Raw genomic sequence first — 26,294 nt, 5'->3', positions numbered from 1 at the left:
GGCCAAATAGCCAATGATCTTCATTTTCTAAGGCAACTTGGCTAAATTGTCTATCGAGCTACGGTAACGCGGGCCTTATCCTGGATTTCAGCCACAGGACACGCCATGCCGAACATCCCACCGCCCTTCTCCGCGCCCTACGCGGCCGATGATAGCGAGATTGCCGCCCGCCTCTTGCCGGCGTCGCATCTCAGCCCGCTGCAGGAGGCGCGGATCGACCGCACCGCGACGCGGCTGATCGAGGCGATCCGCAAGCGCGACGACCGGCTCGGTGGGGTCGAGGACATGCTGCGGGAATTCGCGCTCTCGACCAAGGAGGGGCTCGCTTTGATGGTGCTGGCCGAGGCGCTGCTGCGCGTGCCCGATGCGCGCACCGCCGACCAGTTCATCGAGGACAAGCTCGGCGAGGGCGACTTCATCCATCACGAAACCAAGTCCACCGCCTTCCTGGTCAATGCCTCGGCCTGGGCGCTCGGCCTCTCGGCACGGGTGATCCAGCCCGGCGAGACGCCTGACGGCACCATCGGCCGGCTGGTGAAGCGGCTGGGGGCGCCCGCCGTGCGCACCGCCACGCGCCAGGCGATGCGGCTGATGGGCAATCATTTCGTGCTGGGGGAGACGATCGAGCAGGCCCTCGAGCGCGGCCGGCCGCGCTCCGGCCAGAAGCCGCGCTATTCCTTCGACATGCTCGGCGAAGGCGCACGCACGGCGGCGGACGCCAAGCGCTATTTCGAGGCCTATGCGCGCGCGATCGAGAGCATCGGCAAGACCGCGGGCAACCATCCCCTGCCCGATCGGCCCGGCATCTCGGTCAAGCTCTCGGCATTGCATCCGCGCTTCGAGGCGATCAGCCGCGAACGCGTGATGCGCGAACTGGTGCCGCTGCTGCTGGACCTCGCGCAGCGCGCCAAAGCCCATGATTTGAACTTCACCGTCGATGCCGAGGAAGCCGACCGGCTGGAGCTGTCGCTCGACGTGATCGCGGCAACACTCGCCGATGCCTCGCTGAGCGGCTGGGACGGATTTGGCCTGGCGATCCAGGCTTATCAGAAGCGCGCGAGCGCGGTGATCGACTATGTCGATGCGCTGGCCCGCGCGCATGAGCGCAAGCTGATGGTGCGGCTGGTGAAGGGGGCCTATTGGGACACCGAGATCAAGCGTGCACAGGAGCGCGGGCTCGACGGTTATCCCGTGTTCACGCGCAAGGCGATGACGGACCTGAACTACGTCGCCTGCGCTTCGAAGCTGCTGGCATTGAGGCCGCGCATCTTCCCGCAATTCGCCACCCATAATGCGCTAACCGTCGCGACTGTGCTGGAGCTTGCGCAAGGCAGTGGCGGCTTCGAATTCCAGCGCCTGCATGGCATGGGCGAAGCGCTGTACGAGCAGCTTGCCAAGGACCATGCTGACATCGCCTACCGCACCTATGCGCCTGTCGGCAGCCATCGCGACCTGCTCGCTTATCTGGTGCGACGACTGCTCGAGAACGGCGCCAATTCCTCCTTCGTGGCGCAGGCCGCTGATTATCGCGTGCCGGTGTCGGCGCTGTTGCAGCGTCCGGCCGATGCCATCGAGCGTCCGCAACAGGCGGTTCATCCCAGGATTCCGCTGCCCCGCGATCTCTTTGCGCCGGAGCGCCGCAATTCGCGCGGGGTCGAATTCGGTGAGCGTGCCGCACTCGACCAGCTGCTGGCCGACATCAGGGCCGAGGCGATCGATCTCAAGCCCATCCCCGATGCCACACCGGATCGGGCCAACGCAGCGGTGACTGCCGCGCGCGCCGGCTTTGTCGCCTGGAGCCGGACGCCGGCGGCTGCGCGCGCGGCGGCGCTGGAGCAGGCTGCGCATCTTTTGGAAAGCCGCAGGGCCCATTTCATCGCGCTGCTGCAAGCCGAGGGCGGCAAGACGCTGGACGACGCGCTGTCGGAGCTGCGCGAGGCCGCCGATTTCTGCCGCTATTATGCCGCGCAGGGCCGCAAATTGTTCGGCGTTGACGCCGCCATGCCCGGCCCGACCGGCGAGAGCAATGCGCTCGCTATGCGCGGCCGCGGTGTCTTCGTCGCGATCTCGCCGTGGAATTTTCCGCTCGCGATCTTCCTCGGCCAGGTCACAGCGGCGCTGATGGCCGGCAACAGCGTTGTCGCAAAGCCTGCCGAGCAGACGCCGCGCATCGCGCGCGAGGCCGTAGCCCTGCTGCACCAGGCTGGCATCCCCAAGAGCGCGCTGCATCTCGTCACCGGCGACGGCCGCATCGGTGCCGTGCTGACCGCGCATGCTGACATCGCGGGAACTGTCTTTACCGGCTCGACCGAGGTCGCTCGCAGCATCAACCGCGAGCTCGCCGCCAAGGACGGACCGATCGTGCCGCTGATCGCGGAGACCGGCGGCACCAACGCCATGATTGCGGACGCGACCGCGCTGCCCGAACAGGTCGCCGACGATGTCGTGACCTCTGCCTTCCGTTCCGCCGGCCAGCGCTGCTCGGCGCTGCGGCTGTTGTTCGTGCAGGAGGACGTCGCCGACCGCATGATCGAGATGATCGCGGGCGCGGCGCGCGAGCTCAGAATCGGCGACCCCAGCGATGTCGCGACCCATGTCGGGCCGGTGATCGATCGCGAGGCCAAGCAGCGTCTCGATGCACACATCGCGCGAATGAAGGGCGAGGCACGGCTGCACTTTGCAGGGCACGCACCGGAGGGCTGCTTCGTCGCGCCGCACATCTTCGAGCTCAAAGAAGCCAGCCAGCTCACCGAGGAGGTGTTTGGGCCGATCCTGCATGTCGTACGCTACCGCGCCGAGAATCTGGAACGGGTCCTGCAAGCGATCGAGCGCACCGGCTACGGCCTCACCCTCGGCGTCCACTCCCGCATCGACGACACTATCGAGGCCATCATCGATCGAGTCCAGGTCGGCAACATCTACGTCAACCGCAACATGATCGGCGCCGTCGTCGGCGTGCAGCCGTTTGGTGGCAATGGCCTGTCCGGAACTGGCCCCAAGGCCGGCGGCCCGCACTATCTCGCGCGCTTTGCGACCGAGCAGACCGTGACCATCAACACCGCGGCGGCCGGCGGCAATGCTGCGTTGCTTGCGGGGGAGGAGTGAGGCCCTGCAGCGGGCGCCGTTGCATCCTGCCGAAACATCGGTCTAATGCTCCCACGAGGCGCCCGCGCCAATTCCAGCGCGCGGGAAACGACAAGAGCGAGGGAGCAACGCCGCGATGGAAAAGGGCATCTTTGCCGGGCTGAAGGTTCTGGACTGCGCGAGCTTCATCGCAGCGCCCGCGGCCGCGACCGTGCTGTCGGATTTCGGCGCCGACGTCGTCAAGATCGAGCCGCCCGGCACTGGGGATCCCTACCGCAATCTGCCGAACCTTCCGGGCTATCCGACCGGTGAGCACAATTTCGCCTGGCTGCTGGAGGCGCGCAACAAGAAGAGCATCGCGCTCGACCTCTCCAAGCCGGAAGCGCAGGCCGTGCTCTATAAGCTGGTGGCGGAGGCCGACGTCTTCATCACCAATATGCCGCCGCCGGTGCGCGCCAAGCTCGGCATCACCTATGACCACCTCGCCCATCTCAACGACCGGCTGATCTACGCCTCCTTCACCGGCTATGGCGAGAAGGGCGAGGAAGCCAACAAGCCCGGCTTCGACAGCAATGCCTATTGGGCGCGCTCCGGCCTGATGGACCTCGTCCGCGCCGATACCGACACGACACCGGCCCGCTCCGTCGCCGGCATGGGCGACCATCCCTGCGCCATGGCCTTCTATGGCGCCATCGTCACCGCGCTGTATCAGCGCGAGAAGACCGGCAAGGGCTCGCATGTCGCTTCCAATCTGATGGCCAATGGCGTCTGGGCCGCGAGCGTGCTGGCGCAGGCGAAACTCTGCGGCGCCAAGTTCGGCGAGCGGCGCCCGCGCGAGCGCGCGCTGAACGCGGTGGCCAACCACTACCAGTGCAAGGACGGCCGCTGGCTGATCCTGTCCCTGCTCAACGAGGAGCGGCAGTGGCCGACGCTGGCGCGCTGCCTCGGGCGCGAGGACTTGATCGACGATCCGCGCTTCGTCACCAAGGCCGACCGCCACGCCCGCTCGGTCGAGCTGATCAAGATTCTGGACGACACCTTCGCCACCAAGGATCTCGCCGAATGGCGCAGGATCCTCGACGGCAATGGCCTCGTGTTCGGCGTCGTTGCCATTCTCGACGACATCCCCAACGACAAGCAAATGCTCGACAATGAGGTTCTGGTGCCGTTCGAGAACGACACCATGCTCACCATCAACAGCCCGATCTGGATCGACGGCGCCAGGAAGGTGCAGCCGCGCAAGCCGCCCGCTGTCGGCGAGCACAGTGACGAGATTTTGCGCAAGGCGGGATACGACGAGGCGGCGATCAAGCAGCTGCGGGGTTCGGGGGCGGTGGGTTAGGAGCCGCACTCGCACGGCATCGTCATCGCGAGCGCTGCGAAGCAATCCAGAATCCCCCCGCGGATGCATTGCTGGATTGTTTCGCTATGCTCGCAATGACGGCGCGAGACCGTCTCGGTATAATGATCGGCAGCGCATCCCGTCTGCCTGCGAGGTCCCATGCCCAGCTACCGCCTGCACTACTTCCCCGAATCCGGCAACAGCTACAAGCTGGCGCTGATGCTGACGCTTTGCGGCGAGAAATTCGAGCCGGTCTGGACCGATTTCGGCGGCGGCGTCACGCGCACCGCGGAATGGCGCAGGGCGGTGAACCCGATGGGTGAGATCCCCGTGCTCGAAATCAACGGCGTGAAGATGACGCAGACCGCGCCGCTCCTGCTCAAGCTTGCCGATCAGTACGGGCGCTTTGGCGCTGATACGGACGAGGAAAAATTCGAGCTGTTGCGCTGGCTGTTCTGGGACAACCACAAGCTCACCGGCTACATGGCGACCTATCGCTTCATGCGCGCCTTCACCGCCAAAAACGATCCGCAGGTGCTCAAGCATTTTCGCCGACGGCTCGAGGACTTCCTCGGCATCCTCGATGAACACCTCCAGCACAATGAATTCGCGATCGGCGCAAAGCCGACGGTCGCCGATATCTCGATGATGGCCTATCTGCATTATCCGAGTGACGAGCACGGCTTCGACTTCGCGGCGAGCCATCCGGCCATCCACGCCTGGCTCGGCCGCATGGCCGCACTGCCCGGCTGGAAGCCGGCCTATGAACTGCTGCCAGGAAAACGGATGACGAATTACGCCAAGTGAGGGCGCCGACTACCGCACGGCCAGCCAGCCGAGCGTAAACAGGATCCCGCCGATGATGACCACCATCGCGACCGCCCAGGTGCTAACGCGGATGCTGCCGGTGACCTGCTTGGCTTCCTCGTTGTGCGCAATCTCGCGATTGCGCTCCTTGTTGGCTTCGCTCGGATCCGTCATGGGTCATCCAAATCGGTTTAGCGCGTCTTGATGAAGCACATGCCGATGCGGCGCGAGGCCGCAGCAGCCTGACAGGTAAGGCCTTTAGCACAGCTCCATGACGTAAAACTCTTGTCCGTCGTTCCCGATCCCGCATTTTGCAGGGAACAATGCGCGCCCCAGCCGTCCTGATATTCGGTCCCGGCCAGTTCGTGGCCACCGCGGGTCTGTGGCCGGCTGGCAAATCCGCGTGAGAAATCGGGACGTTTGCCCGCGGCGAATGCGGTCAGGATGTCGCGGCGGCGGAGCTGGTCGCCGAAGAAATGCGGCGAGGCCGGCACGTTGGCGGAGTTGGAGGACTTGTCCGCAAGCCAATCCACGCCCGGGAAATGGAAGCCTCCGATGCCGCGGGTCTGGTGGCAGCCGGCACAAGTGACGTCGTTGAGACGGCGCTGAAAGCCCGCGGCCGAGCGGACGTTCTGCAGCTCGATGCCGCGCGCGGCAGCCTGGTTCAAGGCACCGACCACATCGTCATCGCCGAAAACGGGAACGTCGCTGCCCTCCCCTTTTCCTTCTCCTTGCATCATGCCGAACTCTGGCTGCAACACCGAGGCATCGAGCCCGGCAGGTGTCGGCACCACCGCAGATGTCGCCAGGAATTTTTCCGGGATCAGCACCGTGCCGCGATCGAACTCGCGCAGGTTTTCGGGCGCGAGCAGCCAATCCCTGAACTCGCGCCGAAGCGCATCGTCGGCAAGGATTCGGTCGCGGTCGATTTGGTTCTCCAGCGTCGCTTCCTCGAACGTTTTCCTCGCAGCGTCGTACTTGAACACCTTGAGCAGATAGTCGGAGCGAAAATCGTGCAGCGCCGATTTCGGCGCGATGGAGACCTGGATGTTAGTCTCGATGCGGTCGAGCATGGCAGGCGAGGAGCGACTGCCGATCAACTCCTGCCAGTCGCCATTGTCGAGCCAGCGGCGCGCGATCTCGGCGCAGGTGACGCGATTGTTCCCGTCCGTCTGGCGCGCGTCGCGCGCCTTCATCACCAGATTGAGCGTCATCGGCAGGCGCGTTGCGGTGTTGCCGCCCTCCGGCCTGCTCTCGTAACGCGCGAGACGGTAGATCAGCCGGATCTCGCCGCAGGACTCTTCCGAGACATAGGCGCGGTCCATACGGTTGACGATGCCGGCCAGCACGAAACGCGTGTCGGGCGATTTCAGATTGGCTCGGTCGAACAATTGCACGTCAAAGCCCTCGCCGACGCCGATGGTCTCGCCCGGGTATGTCGCCTTGTACCGAGCGATGTAGCGGTCCAATTCCGCATCGATCGCCGGCGGAATCGCTTTGAGCTGCGGCAACGACGAGAACAGCAGGTCCGTCGTGAGCGGAACGTCGGCGTTCCGTTCCGGCTTTAGCAGGCTCACGATCGTAAGAGCATCGCTCTGATCGAGCCGGCGCAACAGATCAGGATCGGTGATCGCCGTGCCGCGCGTCAATTGCGCGCTCTCCGCCGCGGAAAGCGAGACGACACCGCCAAAGAATGCGGCGGCGGCAACGACAATTCGCAAGGCGCGGCTCATGCCCCAAGTAACACCGCGCCGACCAGCCGATTCAAGCAAAAAGGCGTCTCACGCGGTGGTGAAGCGCCTTTTCGAAGGCCGGATATGAGGGCTCAACGCGCGACGATCAGGCCCTTGCTGGTGACGACCACCCAGCGGCCGTCCTGGCGGCGGATCGCATCGACGCGGCCGACGCCGGGGATGGGATCGCCGGGATATACCTCGTAGAGGCCGTCGCGGCCTTCGATCAGCGCGCCGCCATTGGCTGCGTTGCGCAGCCTCCAGCCTTCGATCGTCGGCAGGCGGCCGACCTCGGTCTTGGGCGCGGCGGGTGCCGGCGCAGCTGCGGCGGTCGCAACCTGGGCCGGCGCGATCGAGCCGGTGGTCTCCTTGGCGGGCGCGGCAGCTGCGGCCTGCGCAAGGGCCGCTGGCGGCGCGGCGCGGAGTTTGTCGACGGTCTCCGACAGTTTTGCGATCTTGGCCAACGGCTCGGCCTGCGCCTTCTCGAGCTTGTCGAGGCGGTCGTTGGTCCGGTTGAACTGACTGACGTCGGTCTTGGAGGAGCGCTCGACATTGGCCTTCAGCGCGACGAGGTCGGCATCGATCCGAGCGACGGAAGCGTCCAGCGCGCTGGTATCGGCGACCTGTACCGGCGCCGGGGCCGGGCCGGCAAAGTGCATCATCCCGGCGGTCGCGAGCGCGCCGCTGATCGCGCCGACGCAAGCAGCGATCGCCACCACCGCAGCCATCGCCGACAGGCGGCGCTTGCCGCCGGTTTCGCGCGGCTCCTCCGCCTTCACATGCGGGGCAAAGTCCTCGCGATCCCAGGAGCGTTCCGAAGGTGCCATTACAATCAGCTTGCCGGGCTCGGGCTTGGGTTCAGTCCTGGACTCAGCTTTGGACTGAGCCTTGGGTTCAGTCTTGGATTCGAACTTCGGCACCTCGATCCTTGATGCCTCGATTTTTGGCGGCTCGATCTTGACCGGGTCGGCTTTGGGCGGCGCCTCGTGGTCAGGGGCGATCGAGGGGGCGTCGATCCCGGCGGCCTCGACGGTCTGCGACGCGGTCGCTGCGGCTTCGACGGCGCCATGATCCAGGGCGGCCTGCTCGGGCATTGGTTCGCTCACGGCTCAAATACTCCAGTCTAGGTTGACCTTTTGGTAACTTTCATTGCTTGCGAAATCCTTACCTCGGGACCCGCTTACCGAAGTTTTAGGAACTCGTCCGAGGCCGAATTTGGCCGGGAAAGTGGAACCGGCGTGGCGGCGTGCAACAAATTGTCAGCGGAGGCGGCATTGGGGCGCATTGCGCCCGTAGGATTCATTCGCGAGGCAGGGCGCCTCTCCGACGTGGTCCTGGCCTTGGCCAAGACCAGCGAGATCACATCACCACGGGCGCATCCGGCAGCTCGTTCGAATGCGGTCTTTGCGGCGGGAAATGCCGCGCCAGCTCGCGCGACACGGCCTCAATGCCCGCGATCACGCCGCGTTCGAACTGGCCCGCCCTGAACTCGGTCTCCATCGCGCGGCAGATGCTCTCCCAGCGCTCGGCTCCAACCCTCGCGTCGATGCCGCGGTCGGCGACGATCTCGACGTCGCGGTCGGCGAGCAGGAGGTAGATGAGAACGCCGTTGTTGTGCTCGGTGTCCCAGATGCGCAGATGCGAGAACATGTCGAGCGCGCGCGCGCGCGCCGGCTGGTTGCGGAACAGCGGCGCACCATCGAGCGCGCCTTCGACGACGAAGCGGACCTGGCCGGAATGGGTGGCTTCGCCCCGCTTGATCGCCTGCTCGATGCGGTCGAGCACGGCCTGCGGAAAAATCCGCTTCGCCCGCCAATGATGCTGCACGAGGTGCCTGGTGATGCGCTTGATGCTCATGACCTACCAACTCCCCGAGGCGCCGCCGCCGCCAAAACTGCCCCCGCCGCCGCTGAAGCTATCATCGCTGCTCGACGATCCGCTGCTCCAACCGCCTCCCGATGAGCCGCTCGACCATGAGCCGCCGCGCGAGCGGCCCGTGCCTGGCGTTGCCGCCGAAAACAGATCGGCGATAAACCCGATGATAAAGCCGAGTACGCCGACCGCCGCGGCGAGCGCGGCAGAGCCGAGGATGAGCCAAGTCACCGCGGCAATGATGCCGCCGGTCACCAATGATCCGAGCAGCCGCCCCAGCATCGCGCGGAAGACCCCGCCGATGCCTATGGAAGCGAATAGCGCCACGGCAAATGCCGGCACGAGATCGTCCAGATTGTGGGCGAAGTTGACGCTGCGCGAGGGTGACGGCAACGGCTCGCCATCGATGACCCGCATCATGCGATCGACACCATCCGAGATGCCACCGCTGAAATTGCCGGTCCTGAATTTCGGCGTGATGACTTCATCGATGATCCGCCTCGAAGTGACGTCGGTGAGCACGCCTTCGAGGCCATAGCCGACCTCGATGCGCAAATGCCGGTCGTTCTTGGCGACGATGAGGATGGCGCCGTCGTCAACCTTCTTGCGTCCGATCTTCCAGGCCTCGGCAACGCGGATCGAGAACTGCTCGATCGTCTCCGGCTGTGTGGTCGGCACGATCAGGACGGCGAGCTGGCTGCCCTTCCGATTCTCGAAGTCGCGCAGCTTTTGCGACAGCGTAGCGATCTCGGCGCTCGAGAGCGTGCCGGTCTGGTCAACCACGCGGCCGGTCAGTTGGGGGATGGCGATGTCTGCGTGGGCGGGGAGCGCGAAGGCGAAAAGAAGTGCGACGGCGAGAACAAACGACGAGAAGACCGAAAGGGCCCACCACACCCTCGCTGTCATCGCCCGGCTTGCCGTCTTCGCTGACGCTTCGCCGGCCCAATACCGAGGTGCCCGGCGAAGCCCTTGGCGGAGCCGGGACCGGGCGATCCAGTATTCCAGAGACGCAGGCGAGATACGGAGAGGCCGCGGCGTATTGGATTCCCCGCTTTCGCGGGGAATGAGAGCGGTGATTGAGACTTGGCGCATTCGCGAAACGACGCGCCTACTTCGACGGCGCCGGCGCCGGGTTGAAGTCCACCTTCGGCGCGGTCGAGATCTCTTTCTCGTTCTCGACCGAGAAATTCGGCTTCTCCTTGTAGCCGAATGCCATCGCGGTGAGGTTGGTCGGGAACGATCGGACCGTGACGTTGTACTCCTGCACGGCCTTGATGTAGCGGTTTCGCGCCACAGTGATGCGGTTCTCGGTGCCTTCGAGCTGCGACATCAGATCCTTGAACAGGGCATCCGATTTGAGCTGCGGATAATTCTCGGTGACGACGAGGAGCCGCGACAGCGCGCTGGAGAGCTCGCTTTGGGCGGCCTGGAATTTCTGGAAGGCTGCGGGATCGTTCAGCACCTCCGGCGTTGCCTGGACGCTGCCAACCTTGGCGCGCGCATTGGTGACGCCGAGCAGCACGTCCTTTTCCTGCTGGGCAAACCCCTTCACCGAATTGACCAGATTGGGGACGAGATCGGCGCGGCGCTGATACTGGTTCACGACTTCGGACCAATTGGCCTTGATCTGCTGGTCCTCGCTCTGGATCGCGTTGTAGCCGCAATTGGCCAAGCTCAGCGAGGCCAGCGCTGCCAGCACGGTCAGGATCTTGCGCATCAAATTTCTCCCGGTGGAATCTGGCGCAAGCTACCAGATTGGGCGCGTGAGAAAAGCAGCCGACTGACGCAAGCCTCTTGCCTATCCCTGGACGACATAGTCAACTCGGATAAAACAAGAACGGAAACGGCAAGGGAAAGCGATGAGCTCGTTCGAGACCATCCTCGTGGAGCGGCCGGAGCCGCCGATTGCCCGGATCGTGATGAACCGGCCCGACGCGCGCAACGCGCAAAACCTGCAAATGACCTATGACCTCAACGCCGCCTTCGATGCGGCCGTGCAGGACGACGCGGTCAAGGTGATCATCCTGGCCGGCAACGGTCCGCACTTTTCGTCCGGGCATGATCTGCGTCCCGGGGCTAAAAATGCCGCGGGCGTCGATTTTCCGCCGATCGGAAATTGGGGTGGCTTTGCCGAGCCCAATGCTCACGGCCGCTTCGCGCGCGAGCAGGAGATCTATCTCCAGATCACGCGGCGCTGGCGCAACCTCGCCAAGCCGACCATCGCCGAAGTGCACGGCAAGTGCATCGCCGGCGGGCTGATGCTGGCCTGGGCCTGCGACCTCATTATCGCCAGCGACGATGCGCAGTTCTGCGACCCTGTCGTCACCATGGGCGTCTGCGGCGTCGAATGGTTCGTCCATCCCTGGGAGCTCGGCCCACGCAAGGCCAAGGAGTTCCTGTTCACCGCCGATAGCTGGAGCGCCCAGGAGGCGCATCAGCTCGGTATGATCAATCAGGTCGTCCCACGCGCGGAGCTGTCAGCAAGCGTGCTGGCGTTGGCGCGCCGGATCGCGACGAAACCGTCCTTCGCGCTGAAGCTAACCAAGGAGGCCGTCAACCGCTCGGTGGACGTGATGGGCCAGCCTGCCGCGATCGACCAGGCCTTTGCACTGCATCAGCTCTGCCATGCCCACAATCTCCAGGAGTACGGCATGATCGTCGATCCCTCCGGCCTGCATCCCTCGGTGCGCAAGCCGCCGGCGGCGGAGTAGGCACATGGACCTCAATCTCAGTGACGAGCAGCGCCTGCTGCGCGAGAGCGCGGAACGCTTCGTAGCCGAAAGCTACGATGCCGCTCACCGCCGCACGATGGCAAGCGATCCGCTCGGCTTCAGCCCGGCCATCTGGAGGCAGTTCGCCGAGCTCGGCTGGCTGGCGTTGCCGCTTCCCGAAGAGTTCGGTGGGCTCGGCGGCGGGGCGGTCGATGTCGGCATCCTGATGGAAGCCTTAGGCCGCGGGCTGGTGTCGGAGCCCTATGTCGCAACCGTGGTGCTGGGGGCCGCGCTGATCGCTAGATGCGGCACCACGGCGCAAAAGCAGGCGAGCCTGCCCAAGGTCGGGGACGGATCACTGAAGCTCACCTTGGCACATTCCGAGCGCGCGGCGCGGTTCGATCTCGCCAAGGTCGCAACCAGCGCCAACAAGACGTCGCAGGGCTGGCATCTGGCCGGCAAAAAGATCGCGGTGCTCGACGGGCATGCTGCCGACGAGATCATCGTCTCCGCACTCATGCATGACCATCACGGACCTTCGGAACGGATCGGCCTGTTCGTGGTGCCGGCGACGGCACCGGGCCTCACAATCGCCGACTACGCTCGCCTCGGCGGCGGACGCGCCTGCAACATCGAGCTGTCGGACGTGCAGCTTCCCGAAGGCGCCCTGCTTGGCGACGGCAGCGATGCTCTGCCCGCGATCGAATGGGCCGTCGACCGCGCCATGGCTGCGCTAGGTGCGGAAGCCGTCGGCATCATGCAGACGCTGCTCGACACCACGCTCGAATACACCAAGATCCGAAAGCAGTTCGGCCGTCCGCTCTCGGCCAACCAGGTGATCCGCCACCGCCTGGCCGACATGGCGATGCAGGTCGACGAGGCGCGCTCGATGGCGCTGCGCGCCGCACTGAAAGCCGACGCCGAACCCGTTGAGCGCGCGCGGGCTGCGTCGGGTGCGAAGGCCAAGATCGGCAAGTGTGCGCGCTTCGTCGGCGAGCAATCGATCCAGCTCCATGGTGGCATGGGCGTCACCGAGGAGCTCGAGGTCGGCGCCTATTTCAAGCGGCTGGTGGCCTTCGACACGCTGTTCGGCGGCAGCGCGCACCACTATGCCCGCCACGCCCAGCTTGGCCGTACCAAACTGCCGGCCTGATACGAGGAGCGCTTCATGGACCTGTCGTTCAATGCCGAGGAGCGCGCCTTCCAGGACGAGGTGCGCGGCTTCATTGCGAAAAACCTCACCGAGGAGATGAAGCGCGCAACCGCGCTGACGCCCTCGGTGTTCTCCGATCCTGACATCGGCAAGGCCTGGCAGCGCGCGCTGCACCGGCAGGGCTGGGGCGCGCCGGGCTGGCCGGTCGAATATGGCGGGCCGGACTGGACCCCGGCGCAGCGCTGGATCTTCGAGACCGAATGCGCACGCGCCGGCGTGCCGAACGTCAATGTGATGGGCGTGAAGATGGTCGGCCCCGTCATCATCGGCTTCGGCAGCCCCGAGCAGAAGAATTTTTATCTGCCGCGTATTCTCTCAGGTGACGATTATTGGTGTCAGGGCTATTCCGAGCCAGGCTCGGGCTCCGATCTGTCGTCGCTGAAGACGCGCGCGGTGCGCGACGGCGACGACTACATCATCAACGGCACGAAAATCTGGACCACGCATGCCCACCACGCCAACCGCATGTTCGCACTGGTGCGCACCAGCGACGGGCCGCGGCAGCAGGACGGCATCAGCTTCATCCTGATGGACATGAACACGCCTGGTATCACCACGCGCCCGATCCTCACCATCGGCGGCGACCACGAGGTCAACCAGGTGTTCTTCGACGACGTGCGCGTGCCCGTCGCCAACCGCGTCGGCGAGGAAGGCAAGGGCTGGACCTATGGCAAATATCTGCTCGAGTTCGAGCGCGGCTCCGGCATCGCCTCGGCGAAGCTGCGCGAGGGATTGAGGGCGATCGCGGATCTTGCCGGGTCCGACCTCACGGGCCGCGCGATCGACAGTCCTGACATCGCAACGCGCATCTCCGAGGTCGAGGTCGACATCGACGCGCTTGAAATGACCGAGCTGCGCGTGCTCTCGGCGCTGCAGACCGGACAAAATCCCGGCGCGGTGTCGTCGATCCTGAAGCTGCGCAACAGCGAAATCCGGCAAGCCGTGACGCGATTAGGGGCCGACGTGATCGGTCACGACGCCCTCGCGGTGGAGCCGATGCGGCCGCTCTACAGGCTCAACCACGAGCCGCCGGTCCCGGAGGAGATGCTGACGGTGATCCCGGAATATCTCAACGGGCGAGCATATACGATCTTCGGCGGCACCTCGGAGATCCAGCGCGACATCATCGCGAAGATGATGCTGGGGATTTGAATCTGGCTTCGTAGCCCAGATGGAGCCCCTTGCTCCGTGTGTCGTCCCCGCGGAGGCGGGGATCCATAACCACAGCGAGAGGTGGTTACGGGGACTCGGAGTTACCAGCTTCCCACCAAACCACTCTCTGTGGTTATGGATCCCGGGTTCGCGCTTTGCGCGCCCCGGGATGACGAGCTGAGCTTGACGCAGCAGCTAACGCAACAACGCGCCAGGCCTACCCCGCCTTCGCGTCCCGGATCGCCTGCCAGATCTTCTGCGGCGTCAGCGGCGTATTGAGCTGGGTGATGCCGAGCTCGGCCAGCGCGTCCATCACGCCATTGGTGACGCAGGGCGGGCCACCGATGGCGCCGGACTCGCCGCAGCCCTTGGCCCCGAGCGGATTGGTGCGGCAGGGCGCGGAATCGTCGAGCGTCACCACAATCGGCGGAACGTCGTCGGCGCGCGGGATGCAGTAATCCTGGTAGCTCGCGGTGAGGAGCTGACCGTCGGCATCGTAGGACACGCCCTCATACAACGCCTGACCGATGCCTTGCACAACGCCGCCATGGATCTGCCCGGTGACCAGCATCGGGTTCACGGCAACGCCGACGTCGTCGACGGTGGTGTAGCGCACGACGCGGGAAACGCCGGTCTCGGGATCGATCTCGACCTCGCAGATATGGGTGCCGTTCGGCCAGCTCGGCCCATCCACCTCGCCTTCGGAATTGACGCTGAGCTTGGCGCCGGTCTCCTTCTCGGCGAGATCGAACAGGCTGATGCGGCGGTCGGTGCCGACCACGGTGAGCATGCCGCCCTGATATTCGATGTCCTCGATCGAGGTCTCCAGCACGTTCGCGGCCTTCTCGCGCGCCTTCTGGATGAGGTCGTTGGAGGAGACGGCCACGGCGGTGCCGCCGACGAACAGCGAACGGGAGCCGACGCTGCCAAAGCCCATGGCGAGATCAGTGTCGCCTTGGACGACGTCGATCTTGTCCATGGGAATGCCGAGGGTGTCGGAGATCATCTGGGTGTAGGTGGTCTGCAAGCCCTGCCCCATCGCCATGGTGCCGGAATGCAGGACGACGCGGCCTTGCGAGGTCGCGTGCAGGCTGACCTTCTCGGTATGGGCGCGGCCGCCGGTCCATTCGATGTAGGAGGTGAGACCGCGGCCATAGAGCAGGCCCTTCTTCCTGGCCGCCTTCTTGCGCGCGGCAAAGCCGTCCCAGTCGGCGAGCTTCACGGCGCGGTCGAGCATGTGCGCGAAGGCGCCGGAGTCATAAACCTGGCCCGCGGCATTCGTATAAGGCAGCTGCGCCGGCTTGATGTAGTTGGCCTTGCGGATCGCGCGCGGATCCATGCCGATCTTTCGCGCAGCCGCGTCGAACAGGCGCTCGACGATGAAGACGGCTTCGGGACGGCCCGCACCGCGATAGGCACCGACCGGGGCGGTGTGGGTCATCACCGACTTCACCTCGAAATGCACCAGCGGCAGATCGTAGACGCCGGTCTGCACGAACGGCCCGAGCACCAGCGGGATGATATTGGCCGCACCCGAGGAATAAGCGCCGGTGCAGCCGATCGACTTGACGCGATAGGCCAGCACCTTGCCCTTTTCATCCAGCGCGAAGGAAGCGGTCGAGGTGAGATCGCGGCCATGGGTGCCGCCGACGAACTCGTCGGTGCGGTCGCCGCGCCAGCGGATCTTCTTGTTCAGCTTGGTCGCGGCATAGGCGACGATGCCGTCCTCGGGATAGAGGTTGGTCTTCTGGCCGAAGCCGCCGCCGATGTCGCCGACCAGCACCCGCACGCTGTCCTTGGGACGCTTGAGCACGGCCTCCGCCAGCACGTCACGAGTCGAGGCCGGTGTCTGCGACTGCACGTGCAGCAGGAGCCGTCCCGTCTTCTTGTCGATTTCGGCGATGGTCGAGCGCGGCTCCATTGCGGATGGAACGAGGCGTTGGCTGACGAGATCGAGCTCGACCGTGTGCGCCGCTTTGGCAAAGGCCTCGTCCACCTTGGCTGCATCGCCATAGCTCATCGCGCCGACGATGTTATCGGGCGCGTCCGGCCACACCACGGGCGCACCGGGCTTTACGGCCTCCACCGGGTCGACCACCGCAGGCAGCACGTCGTATTCGACCACGATCGCTTCGGCCGCGCTCTGCGCCTCCACGCGCGAGGCGGCCACGACGGCGGCGACCGCTTCGCCGGCGTAGCGCACGACTTCATGGGCCAGCAGCCGGCGCGGCGGCACCGTCATCGGCTTGCCGTCGGGACGCTTGAAGATGTTCAGCGTCGGAATGCTGCCGATGTCGTCCTTGACGAGGTCGGCGCCGGTATAGATCGCGGTGACGCCAGGCATCGACGCCGCGGCGCTGGTGTCGATCGAGACGATCTTCGCGTGCGCATGCGGCGAGCGCAGCACGTGCAACCACAGCGCGCCGTCCGCCGGTTTGTCGTCAATGAATTGCCCCTTCCCGGTGAGCAGCCGCTGATCTTCCAAACGCTTGACGGGCTGGCCCGCTCCGAAACGCAAATTGCCGGGAAGAATGTTCATTCCGTTATGTCCTTGAAATCCGGAAAACGACCGCGGCGGTTTTAGCCGATTTTGCAGTCGATACAACCGAGCCGCAGCACATCAGCATTGCGTGCCACGCCTCCATTGGCCGCGCAGATTGCGACGTCAGGAACGCTCGATGTCGATGATGCCCACATTCACGTCGCGGGTGTCCGAGCCCCGCTTGACAGTGAGGCGAATGGTCTTCCCGGCGCCGGCCTGCTCCAGCGCATCGGTCAAGTCGGAGAGGCGCCGCACCGGCTTGCCTTCCACCGCGGTGATGATGTCTCCGACCGCGCCAGTCGAAAAGTTGACCCCGCGAATCCCCGCCCGCTCCGCAGGGCTGCCGGGGGCGGTCCGCACCACGATCACCCCTTGGGCGCCAAGCCGCGTGGAAACATCCTCACTGGCGGCCACGATGCCGATACCGGGCGTCGGCACGCGACCGTTGCGGATGAGTTCGGGGACAATCCGGTTCACGACATCGACCGGCACCGCAAAGCCGATGCCGGCGTTCGAGCCGGACGGCGATATGATCGCCGTTGTGACGCCAATCAGGCGGCCTGCGGAATCCAGCAGCGGCCCGCCTGAATTGCCTGGGTTGATCGCGGCATCAGTCTGGATGACGTTGGCAATCTCCCGGCCGCCATGGGTCGGAAGCCTGCGCTTGAGAGCACTGATGATGCCGCTGGTCATGGATTGATCCAGCCCGAAGGGATTGCCAATCGCAAAGGCGGATTGCCCGACCTTCAGATCGTTCGAACTGCCGAGAGCCACCGGCGGAGGGAGTTCGCGCACACTCCGGATTCGCAGGACCGCAAGATCGTAGTTGGGAGCGGTACCGACCAGGTCGACCTGGGCCACCTCTCCGGACGCAAAGCGCACGGCGATCTCGCCGCCATTGGCCACGACGTGATTGTTCGTCACCAGGTGCCCCTCGGCGTCCCAAACGAATCCCGTGCCGGAAGCGCCGCCCTGGCCCTCCTCACCCATGAGAGGACTGGCCGCCGATTTCACCGCTACCTGGACAACCGAAGGCGATACGCGCTCGAAGATGTCGATCGTGGCCTTTTCGGCCTCCGACAGCGGCCCGCGCTGCTCGACGGCTCGCGCGGCGGGCGTGGTCCACGGCGCATGCTGGATTTTCGCGGCAGTGACCACGAGTAGCAGAGCGGCCAGAGCTGCCGCGGCAATTCCGTAGCGACGATTCATGGGTGATCACCGCGGTATACTGAAGACAATGCTCAGATGCTCATCCTAAGGTGGCGGATCTCGCTCACGCAGCAACGTCGCAAGCGCCTGGAAGTTTCCTGATCGAAGCAGATAGGGAATAGTTCGGCTTGCGGCAGCACCTGGGGGCATATTGCCGCGTGACAATCGGCTATGCCAGCTCCCGCAACGCCGCTTCCACCATCCTGCGCTGCTCGGCCGTCAGCGCGGCCTGCGGCGGGACAGGGTCGCTGACGTCGTAGCCCTGGATCGAAAGCCCCGCCTTGATGCAGGCGGCGAGATTAAAGCGGGCAAAGGCCTCGTTGATGCGCCACAGCCGGCGCTGAAGCTTCATGGCCTCCTCCCAGCGACCAGCCTTGCAGAGCTCGTACAGCGCAACGCTCTGGCGCGGGATGATGCAGGCCGGACCTGCCATCCAACCGAGACCGCCGATCAGCATCACCGCGACCGGGATATGGGCGGAGGCCGAGAACACCCGCAAGGCATCGCCGCAGCGGTTCATGATCGAGAGCAGCCGGCCGGTGTTGGTCGAGGCGTCCTTTAGCCGATGCGCGGATGCTCGGCGAGGCGCGCGATGACATCGAGGGTGAGGTCGGAGCGTTGGAATTGCGGATTGGTGTAGATGACGACGGGAATGTCCACGGCATCGGCGATGGCGCGGAAGTAGGATTCGACCTGGGCATCGGCGAGCGAGAAATAGGCCTCCAAAATCGCCAGGATGCCGTCGGCACCGAGCTTCTGGTACGCTTTCGCCTGCGCCAGCGCGTCCGCGATCGAGGTTGAAGCGACGCCCGCGACCACCGGCACGCGGCCCTTGGCCGCCTCGATCGTGGTCTGCACGATCGCCATGCGCTGCGCGGCATTGAGATAGGCGAACTCGCCGGTCGAGCCGAGCGGCGTCAGACCGTGCACGCCGGCGGCGATTAGATCGTCGCAGAGCTTGCCGAGGACTTCGGTGCGCACCGTGCCGTCGGCATCGACGGGCGAGACGAGATAGGGAAAGACACCGTGGAATTCGGACATATCGGGCGTGGACCCCGGTCAATTGGTTTGCGCCTGAGGCGTATTACCAACGCCTGCGCCGGCGATCAAACCCTGAGAAGGCGCACCCGCGTGCCCCAGGGATCGACGGCCTCCAGGCCGCCCGCAAGCGCCCTGACCCGTGCGCCAACCTTGCGCAGGCGCTCCTCCTGGGCTGCGAGGATGTCCTGCTTCTCGGTCACCAGCGAGAACCAGGCAAGACCCGTCATTTGATCGTCGCGCTGGCCGGCACCCTGGCTCTGCCAGACATTCATGCCGAGGTGATGATGATAGCGGCCCGAGGAGAGGAACGCGGCACCGCTGCGGCGGCGGGTCGGGTCGAGGCCGATGCTGGCGTGATAGAAGCTCTCGGCCTGCGCGAGATCGCTGACGCGCAGATGCATGTGGCCGATGCGCAATCCTTCCGGCGCGCCGGCATAGTCGGCCACGCGCGTATTGGTCAGCGACAGCAAGTCGGGGATGTTGAGCTCGTCGGTTGCCATCTTCACGCCGCCCTCGCTCCACTGCCATTGCGAGGGATCGCGGTCGGCATAGACCTCGATGCCGTTGCCTTCGGGGTCGTCGAGATAGACGGATTCGCTGACAAGGTGATCGGCAAATCCCGACAGCGGCACGCGGTGAGCGGCGGCATGCACCAGCCAGCGCGCGAGATCCTTGCGCGTCGGCATCAGGAAGGCGGTGTGATAGAGGCCGGCGGCGTTGCGCGGCTCGATTGCGGCATCGGGACGGGCTTCCAGCACCAGCAGCGCGACGCCGGCCGTGCCGAGCTTCGCGCCAGTCGCCGAGCGCTCCATCACGGTGAGCCCGATCACGTCGCGGTAGTAATCGGCGAGCTTGTCGAGGTTCTTCACCCGGAGCGTCACCATGCCGACCCGCATCGGCGTGCGGCTGGCATAAGTCGGCCCGCCGCCCTGCGCATTGTCCTCGGCGCGCGCCGCGGCAGCGGCCGCCATTGCGAGAGAGGCCGCGCCGGCGAGCTGAAGCAGAGTGCGGCGGGTGAGATCCATGCTCATTCAGTCAGGGCCCGCGGAAATGGTTGAGGCCGTACAGCGCAATGTCGGGCCGATTGCTACACGTTTCCGTGAGCGGGTCCCAATCACATGTTCGTCGGCCGGCGCTGACGCTGCCCTGGCCACGCGGCCAGTTTCCGGACCGCCTGCGATATCCCAGATTGAGGACAGCTTACAGGAGCCTGCCATGACCGACCCAACTCCTCTGTCTTCACTGTCGTCCGCGCTCGCGGACATGGTGGCGCGCACCGCACCGTCCGTCGTCTCCGTCTACTCGCACCGCTCCCGCGCGAGCGGCTTCGTGTGGAAGCCGGGCCTGATCGTCACGGCCGACGAGGCCCTCGCCGACGAGGGCGCGGTCGAGATCGGCCTTCCCGACGGCAACCGAGTGGCCGCCGCTATCGCCGGCCGCGACCATACGACCGATATCGCGCTGCTGCGCACTGAGGCCGCGATTGCCCCGGTCAAGCTGACCACATCAGTCCCTGCGCTAGGCACGCTGTCGATCGTTGTCGCAACCAACCGCGATGCGCCGAGTGCGGCGCTCGGGATGGTATCGGCGTCCGGCAAGAGCTGGCGCTCCTTACGCGGCGGCGACATCGATGCGCGGATCGAGCTCGACGTCCGCCTGCGCGGTAGCCAGCAGGGCGGACTTGCGCTCGATGCGTCGGGTGAAGCCTTCGGCATGGCCGTGCTCGGACCGCGGCGGGTGCTGGTGATCCCGACGGCGACGATCGCGCGCGTCGCGCCGCAGCTCGAGGCGCGCGGCCGCATCGCGCGCGGTTATCTCGGCGTAGGGCTGCAGCCGGTGCGGCTCGACGACGGTATCGGTGCGATGGTGATGAATGTCGACAGGACCGGACCTTCGGCCGCGGCCGGCATCCGGCAAGGCGACGTGATCGTGGCGGTCAACGACCAGAAACTGTCCGGCGTGCGCGCGCTGTCGCGGACGCTGGGACCTTCCAGCGTCGGCGCGGTGGTCGAGGTCGCGGTTCGCCGCGGCGGCGAGCCGGTCAGCTTCAAGGTCACGGTCGGCGAGAGGCCGGAGGCGTGAGCGAGGACAACGCGCCGGAGATCGTGCTGGCCCTAGAGATCGACGACCCAGCCCTCGCCGATCGCCTGGCCAAGCTGCTCGGCAACGTCGCCGGACTTCGCCTCGTCGCGCCTGGCGAAGACGCCGCGGCGACGATTGTTGCCCGCGATCCGCGCATCATGCCCGGCGACATCGCGCTGACCCAGCGCGAGCTCGACGTGCTGGCGCTGATGGCCGAGGGCGCCTCCAACAAGATGATCGCGCGCCAGCTCGGCATCTCCGTGCACACCGTGAAATTCCATGTCGGCTCGCTGCTCGACAAGCTGGATGCCACCGGCCGCACCGACGCGGTCGCGCATGCGGCGCGCCGCGGCGTGATCGATCTGTGACACCACCGCTTCACGTCGCTGATGCCGCCTTGAAGCTGAGCTGGACGGTGAGGCCCGGCGCATTGTCATGCAGCGCGATCTCGGCGCCATGGAGGCGCGCGACTGCGGCGACGAGACTGAGGCCGAGGCCATTGCCCGGCGTATAGCGGCTCTGCTCGAGCCGGTAGAAGCGCTTGAACACGTAATCGCGTTCCTCCGCGGGAATGCCCGGGCCGTCGTCGGCGATCGCGATCACCGCGCCGCCATCGGCGCTACGGCAGGTGACGGTCACCTGCCCGCCTTTGCGGCCGTGCTTGATCGCGTTGTCGACGAGATTGGCGATGGCATCGAACAAGAGGTCGCGGTCGCCGGTCACCGGCACCTCGCGATCGCTGGCGAGACTGAGCTTTGTGGCGACCTGCTCGGCGGCGGCGTCGTAGAGCTCGACGACCTCGCCGGCGATCTCGGCGAGGTCGAGCCCGCGGAAGGCGCCGGTGCGGGCCCGGGTCTCGATCTCCGATATCCGGGTGATGGAAGCGAACATGCCGAGCACGGCGTCGAGATCGGCGATGGTGTCGCCGATCAGCGCCGCATCCGCCTCGCTGTTGCGCGGGGTGTGATAGGCCTTTTCCAGCCGTCCGCGCATGCGCGTCAGCGGGGTGCGCAGATCGTGGGCGACGTTGTCGCTGACCTGTTTGACCTCCCCCATCAGCGTCTCGATGCGGTCGAGCATTTGGTTGAGGTTTTCCGCGACGCGGTCCCATTCGTCGTTGCTGCCGCGCAAGGGAATGCGCTGGTCGAGGCCGGCGAGCATGATGGCGCGGCTGGTGGCGTTGATTTGCTCGATCCGCCCGACCGTGCGCCGCGTCACCAGCACGGCCGCGAGCCCGGCGAGCACCAGCAGCAGCACGGCGACCGCAGCGATCGCGAGCTCGATCATCTGCGCGAAGGCATCGTGATCGCCGGTCTCGCCGAGCCGGCTCTTCACATAGGCGAGCGTGCCGAAATAGACGTAAGCCATGATCGCTGCGACGATCAGCCCGAACGCCGCGATCGCGATCAGCGCCAGGCGGAAGGTCGAGGAGCGGAGCGTCTTAGCCAGGAGCACGGAGGCAATATCCGATGCCGCGGATGGTGTGGATCAGCGGATAGGCCTGGGCATCGTCGACCTTGCGGCGAACGCGCCCGACATAGACGTCGATGATGTTGGTGGAGGGGTCGAAATGCAGGTCCCAGACGTGCTGGAGCAGCATGGCGCGGGAGACGACGCGGCCCTCGTTACGAACGAGATATTCGAGCAGCTGAAATTCGCGCGGTAGCAGCGGGATCTTACGGCCGCGGCGACTGGCGCTGCGTGCGATCATGTCGATGGCGAGATCCCCGACCCGCAGCAGCGTTTCCTTGGCGATGGTCTCGCTGCGGCGGCCAAGCGCCTCCAAGCGTGCGAGTAGCTCGACGAACGAGAACGGCTTGACGAGATAATCGTCGCCGCCGGCGCGCAGGCCGCGCACGCGATCATCCACCTCGCCAAGCGCGGAAATGATCAGGAACGGCGCAGCGATGCCGTCGTCGCGCAATTGGCGCATCACCGTGATGCCGTCGATATCGGGCAGCATGCGGTCGATAGTGATCACGGCATAGTCGCGGGCGCCGCCCTGGTGAAGCGCTTCGCGTCCCGTGCCGGCGAGATCGACCTCGTAGCCGGAGGTCGTCAGTTCCTCGACGAGCTGGCCTGCGGTCTCCGGATCGTCCTCGACGACCAGGATGCGGCGGTGACCTCCGGTCATGACGAACTCCGCGCGACGATCGCCACCAGACTATCCCGTTCCGGGGCTGAGCGGAACTGCCCGGTGGCGACCGCGACAATGGTGCGGTCCGGCGATGCTAGTACCAATAGTCTCCGCACACATTGACCCATCGCCAGCCATAGGGCGTCCAGCTCCTGCGCCAGCAGCCGTCATAGTAACTGGCATAGATGAAAGGCGCGCCAAAGAAGGCGAAGCGGTGGAAGCGATGATGATGGCGGAAGAAGAAAGCATGCCGGCCAATGAAGGGCCTGCCGTGCCAGCCCGTGCCGGCAAACCGCGGGCCGAAGGCGGTGCGGGTCGCGAATGGCGCACCGGCAAAGCGCGGCCCGATGGCGGCGCGGGCGGCCATTGGTGAACCGGCGAAGCGCGCGCCACCGAAATGAGCGCCGCCCATGCCGCCCACTCGCATGCCCCCGCCACCCATGCCGCCACCACCGACATGCATGCCGCCGCCCCCGAAGTGGCCACCGCCGCCAAACCCGCCATGTCCGCCACCGCCGGCGCGGGCAAGAACGGGCGATGCGACCGCCAGCGTTGCGGCAACTGCCGCTGCGGCGAGGCCTGTGAGAAGCCTGTGTTTCATCGGAAAATCCTCCTTACAGTGCGGTGGTCACACAGCCGCACTCGGAGGTTCAGAAGAGGAGAACGCGCCGTCTCCTTCAACTTACAAATGCGCCAGATTCTGACGCGCGTGTTAGGGAGGCGGCCCACCGCTCTCTCCTCGTCAATTGCAAGCAGCTCTTGCGACGAAGCAAATCCAGACTGTCCAGTGGAGGCAGTCTGGATTGCCTCGCTACTATCCTCGCAATGACGAGGCGATAGAACTCGCTATCCGTGGAGCAGATCACCTCTCCCCGCAAAAGGGCGAGGAGAAGTTGAGACTCACACCCGCTTGCCGCCGTTCTTCTCGGCTGCACGCCGCAACGCCTCCGCAAGCGCGCCGCCGCCGGAGGATTCCTGCTTGCGCGGCGCCGACGAGGTCATGCGCGCGCTGTTGCGCGAATTGTTGTCGCGCTGCATGCCGGGCGCGTCCTTCTTGGCGCCGACCTCGTCATCCAGCCGCAGCGTCAGCGAGATGCGCTTGCGCGCGACCTCGAAGTCCAGCACCTTCACTTTGACGATGTCGCCGGGCTTCACCACCTCGCGCGGATCCTTGATGTAGGTCTTGGACATCGCCGAGATGTGCACGAGGCCATCCTGGTGCACGCCGATGTCGACGAAGGCTCCGAAGGCGGCGACGTTGGTCACGGTGCCCTCGAGGATCATGCCCTTCTTGAGATCCTTGATCTCCTCGACGCCTTCCTTGAACACCGCGGCCTTGAACGCCGGGCGCGGGTCGCGGCCGGGCTTTTCGAGCTCGCGCAGAATGTCGGTGACGGTCGGCAGACCGAAAGTCTCGTCGACGAAATCCTTCGGCTTCAGCGTGCGCACGATCTCGCTGCTGCCGATCAGCGCCTTGATGTCGCTCTTGGTCGCCGCGAGAATCCGGCGCACCACCGGATAAGCTTCCGGATGCACGCCAGAGGCGTCGAGCGGATCCTCGCCGCCGACGATGCGCAGAAAGCCCGCACACTGCTCGAATGCCTTCGGCCCGAGCCGCGGCACGTCCTTGAGCGCCTTGCGCGATTTGAACGGGCCGTTGGCGTCACGGTGCGCCACGATGCTCTGCGCAAGGCCTGTGCCGACGCCCGACACGCGGGCCAGCAGCGGTGCGGAGGCAGTGTTGACGTCGACGCCGACGGCGTTCACGCAATCTTCGACCACGGCATCGAGCGATTTGGCGAGCTTGGCCTGGCCGAGGTCGTGTTGATACTGCCCGACACCGATCGCCTTGGGCTCGATCTTGACCAGCTCGGCGAGCGGGTCCTGGAGCCGCCGCGCGATCGAGACCGCGCCCCGCAGCGTGACGTCGAGGCCCGGCAGCTCTTCCGAGGCGAAGGCGGAGGCCGAATAGACCGACGCGCCCGCTTCGGACACCACGATTTTGGTCATCTTCAGTTCGGGCAGGCCTTTGACGAGGTCGGCCGCGAGCTTGTCGGTCTCGCGCGAGGCGGTGCCGTTGCCGATCGCGATCAGCTCGACGCGATGCTTCAGCGCGAGCCTGCCGAGGGTCGCCAGCGACTCGTTCCATTGCCGCTGCGGCTCGTGCGGATAGATTGCGGTGGTGTCGACCACCTTGCCGGTCGCATCGACCACCGCGACCTTGACGCCGGTGCGGTAGCCGGGATCGAGCCCCATGGTGACGCGGGTGCCGGCGGGCGCGGCGAGCAGGAGGTCGCGCAGGTTCGAGGCGAACACGCGAACGGCCTCGGTCTCGGCCGAATTCCACAACCGCATGCGCAGGTCGATGTTGAGATGCACCTGGATCTTGGTGCGCCAAGCCCAGCGGACGGTGTCGATCAGCCAGCGGTCGCCGGGGCGCTTGAGGTCGGCGATGCCGAACCGCTTCATGATCTTCAGCTCATAGGCGCTCGGCACGCCCGGCGGCGGCGCCTCGGCCTCGGCCTGGATCTGGAGGTCGAGGATCTCTTCCTTTTCGCCGCGGAACATCGCCAGGATGCGGTGCGACGGCAGCTTCGTCAGCGGCTCGGAGAAATCGAAATAATCGGCGAACTTCTCCCCCTCAGTCTTCTTGCCGTTGCGCACCTTGGAGGCCATGCGCGCATTGGTCCACATCTCCTCGCGCAGAGCGCCGATCAGATCGGCGTCCTCGTCGAAACGTTCGACCAGGATGGCGCGGGCGCCGTCGAGCGCGGCAGCGGCATCGGCAACGCCCTTCTCGGCGTTGACAAAGGCCTCGGCCACGACCTTGGGATCATTGCCAGGCTCTGCCATCAGCTGATCGGCGAGCGGCTCGAGGCCGGCTTCCTTGGCGATCTCGGCCTTGGTGCGGCGCTTCGGCTTGAACGGCAGATAGATGTCTTCGAGACGCGCCTTGCTGTCGGCGGCAAGAATGCTGGCTTCGAGAGCCGCGTCGAGCTTACCCTGCTCGCGGACCGATTCGAGGATGGCCTTGCGGCGGTCTTCAAGTTCACGCAGGTAAACCAGGCGCTCCTCCAGGGTGCGCAATTGCGCGTCGTCGAGCGCACCGGTCGCTTCCTTGCGGTAGCGGGCGATGAAGGGAACCGTGGCGCCGCCGTCGAGCAGCGTCACCGCTGCCTCGACCTGCTCGGCACGAACCCCAAGCTCCTGCGCAATTTTCTGGTTGATATTTGCCACGCGAGAATTCCTCTATCCTAGCACGCGACACGGCGGCGAAGCACCGGCCACGGGACGCCGCTTATGAACCAACCGGGGTTGATTCATCAAGGTGCAGCGGACGGCCGTCGACAGAGGATTTTTTGTTGAACC

The 26,294-nt window shown here is 65.6% G+C and carries 21 protein-coding genes and 1 pseudogene; 8 read left to right on the top strand and 14 right to left on the bottom strand.

Annotated features, from left to right (window positions below):
- Positions 1–105: 105 nt before the first annotated feature.
- The 3 genes from putA to IVA87_RS04785 all read left to right on the top strand — a co-directional run bounded on the left by putA (position 106) and on the right by IVA87_RS04785 (position 5,233).
- Positions 106–3,105 (top strand): bifunctional proline dehydrogenase/L-glutamate gamma-semialdehyde dehydrogenase PutA, encoded by a 3,000-nt coding sequence (putA, locus tag IVA87_RS04795; RefSeq protein WP_247332852.1) that lies wholly within the window; start codon positions 106–108, stop codon positions 3,103–3,105.
- 115 nt (positions 3,106–3,220) lie between these two features.
- On the top strand, positions 3,221–4,426 hold the full coding sequence (locus tag IVA87_RS04790) for a CoA transferase (RefSeq protein WP_247307302.1): 1,206 nt from the start codon (positions 3,221–3,223) through the stop codon (positions 4,424–4,426).
- Positions 4,427–4,585: 159 nt separating this feature from the next.
- Positions 4,586–5,233 carry a glutathione S-transferase family protein gene (locus tag IVA87_RS04785; protein ID WP_247307304.1) on the top strand — a complete coding sequence of 216 codons (648 nt, stop codon included), beginning with the start codon at positions 4,586–4,588 and terminating at the stop codon, positions 5,231–5,233.
- Between the two features lie 9 nt (positions 5,234–5,242).
- Here the strand turns inward: IVA87_RS04785 and IVA87_RS04780 are convergent, their stop codons facing one another.
- From IVA87_RS04780 to IVA87_RS04755, 6 genes are all read right to left on the bottom strand, one after another.
- On the bottom strand, positions 5,243–5,407 hold the full coding sequence (locus IVA87_RS04780) for a hypothetical protein (RefSeq protein WP_247307306.1): 165 nt from the start codon (positions 5,405–5,407) through the stop codon (positions 5,243–5,245).
- 17 nt (positions 5,408–5,424) lie between these two features.
- Positions 5,425–6,966 carry a hypothetical protein gene (locus IVA87_RS04775; protein WP_247307309.1) on the bottom strand — a complete coding sequence of 514 codons (1,542 nt, stop codon included), beginning with the start codon at positions 6,964–6,966 and terminating at the stop codon, positions 5,425–5,427.
- A 92-nt stretch (positions 6,967–7,058) separates the two neighbouring features.
- Entirely contained in the window at positions 7,059–8,060 is a 1,002-nt protein-coding gene (locus IVA87_RS04770; RefSeq protein WP_247332896.1) for a hypothetical protein, read from the bottom strand.
- A 265-nt stretch (positions 8,061–8,325) separates the two neighbouring features.
- Positions 8,326–8,823 (bottom strand): TPM domain-containing protein, encoded by a 498-nt coding sequence (locus IVA87_RS04765; protein ID WP_247307312.1) that lies wholly within the window; start codon positions 8,821–8,823, stop codon positions 8,326–8,328.
- Positions 8,824–8,826: 3 nt separating this feature from the next.
- A complete protein-coding gene (locus IVA87_RS04760) occupies positions 8,827–9,744 on the bottom strand; it encodes a YgcG family protein (protein ID WP_247307314.1) in 918 nt (305 codons plus the stop codon).
- 202 nt (positions 9,745–9,946) lie between these two features.
- Entirely contained in the window at positions 9,947–10,555 is a 609-nt protein-coding gene (locus tag IVA87_RS04755) for a LemA family protein (protein ID WP_247307317.1), read from the bottom strand.
- A 142-nt stretch (positions 10,556–10,697) separates the two neighbouring features.
- Between IVA87_RS04755 and IVA87_RS04750 the strand changes: the two genes are divergently transcribed.
- Genes IVA87_RS04750 through IVA87_RS04740 form a run of 3 tightly spaced genes read left to right on the top strand, consistent with a single transcriptional unit; the run spans position 10,698 to position 13,914 of the window.
- A complete protein-coding gene (locus IVA87_RS04750; protein ID WP_247307321.1) occupies positions 10,698–11,549 on the top strand; it encodes an enoyl-CoA hydratase in 852 nt (283 codons plus the stop codon).
- 4 nt (positions 11,550–11,553) lie between these two features.
- Complete coding sequence (locus IVA87_RS04745) at positions 11,554–12,702, top strand: acyl-CoA dehydrogenase (protein ID WP_247307324.1); 1,149 nt, start codon at positions 11,554–11,556, stop codon at positions 12,700–12,702.
- Positions 12,703–12,717: 15 nt separating this feature from the next.
- Positions 12,718–13,914, top strand: coding sequence for an acyl-CoA dehydrogenase family protein (locus IVA87_RS04740; RefSeq protein WP_247307327.1), 1,197 nt, complete (start codon positions 12,718–12,720; stop codon positions 13,912–13,914).
- A 217-nt stretch (positions 13,915–14,131) separates the two neighbouring features.
- Here the strand turns inward: IVA87_RS04740 and IVA87_RS04735 are convergent, their stop codons facing one another.
- The 4 genes and pseudogenes from IVA87_RS04735 to IVA87_RS04720 all read right to left on the bottom strand — a co-directional run bounded on the left by IVA87_RS04735 (position 14,132) and on the right by IVA87_RS04720 (position 19,737).
- Positions 14,132–16,453 carry a xanthine dehydrogenase family protein molybdopterin-binding subunit gene (locus tag IVA87_RS04735; protein ID WP_247307330.1) on the bottom strand — a complete coding sequence of 774 codons (2,322 nt, stop codon included), beginning with the start codon at positions 16,451–16,453 and terminating at the stop codon, positions 14,132–14,134.
- Between the two features lie 126 nt (positions 16,454–16,579).
- Positions 16,580–17,665 carry a trypsin-like peptidase domain-containing protein gene (locus IVA87_RS04730; protein WP_247307333.1) on the bottom strand — a complete coding sequence of 362 codons (1,086 nt, stop codon included), beginning with the start codon at positions 17,663–17,665 and terminating at the stop codon, positions 16,580–16,582.
- 169 nt (positions 17,666–17,834) lie between these two features.
- Positions 17,835–18,706 (bottom strand): annotated as a pseudogene (locus IVA87_RS04725) (dihydrodipicolinate synthase family protein).
- A 65-nt stretch (positions 18,707–18,771) separates the two neighbouring features.
- Positions 18,772–19,737 (bottom strand): VOC family protein, encoded by a 966-nt coding sequence (locus tag IVA87_RS04720; RefSeq protein ID WP_247307335.1) that lies wholly within the window; start codon positions 19,735–19,737, stop codon positions 18,772–18,774.
- 184 nt (positions 19,738–19,921) lie between these two features.
- Here IVA87_RS04720 and IVA87_RS04715 point away from each other — a divergent pair, with 184 nt between their 5' ends.
- Positions 19,922–20,788, top strand: coding sequence for a S1C family serine protease (locus IVA87_RS04715; protein WP_247307338.1), 867 nt, complete (start codon positions 19,922–19,924; stop codon positions 20,786–20,788).
- Positions 20,785–21,156, top strand: a complete 372-nt coding sequence (locus tag IVA87_RS04710) for a helix-turn-helix transcriptional regulator (protein WP_247307342.1) — start codon at positions 20,785–20,787, stop codon at positions 21,154–21,156. The genes IVA87_RS04715 and IVA87_RS04710 overlap by 4 nt, the downstream gene beginning before the upstream one ends.
- 10 nt (positions 21,157–21,166) lie before the next feature.
- Here IVA87_RS04710 and IVA87_RS04705 read toward each other — a convergent pair whose 3' ends face one another.
- The 4 genes from IVA87_RS04705 to IVA87_RS04690 form a co-directional block, all read right to left on the bottom strand.
- Entirely contained in the window at positions 21,167–22,243 is a 1,077-nt protein-coding gene (locus tag IVA87_RS04705) for a HAMP domain-containing sensor histidine kinase (RefSeq protein WP_247307344.1), read from the bottom strand.
- The gene (locus IVA87_RS04700; RefSeq protein WP_247307347.1) at positions 22,230–22,922 is read right to left on the bottom strand and encodes a response regulator transcription factor; all 693 of its coding nucleotides are present in this window, start codon (positions 22,920–22,922) and stop codon (positions 22,230–22,232) included. The genes IVA87_RS04705 and IVA87_RS04700 overlap by 14 nt, the downstream gene beginning before the upstream one ends.
- 97 nt (positions 22,923–23,019) lie before the next feature.
- Positions 23,020–23,526: a hypothetical protein gene (locus IVA87_RS04695; RefSeq protein WP_247307349.1), complete on the bottom strand. Its 507-nt coding sequence runs from the start codon at positions 23,524–23,526 to the stop codon at positions 23,020–23,022.
- Between the two features lie 299 nt (positions 23,527–23,825).
- Positions 23,826–26,162: a Tex family protein gene (locus tag IVA87_RS04690; protein WP_247307351.1), complete on the bottom strand. Its 2,337-nt coding sequence runs from the start codon at positions 26,160–26,162 to the stop codon at positions 23,826–23,828.
- Positions 26,163–26,294 lie beyond the last annotated feature (132 nt).

The sequence above is a fragment of the Bradyrhizobium sp. 147 genome (genome assembly GCF_023073935.1).
GTDB lineage: Bacteria > Pseudomonadota > Alphaproteobacteria > Rhizobiales > Xanthobacteraceae > Bradyrhizobium.
The sequence above is the reverse complement of the archived record's forward strand: the minus strand, read 5'-3'. Positions and strand labels throughout refer to the sequence as shown.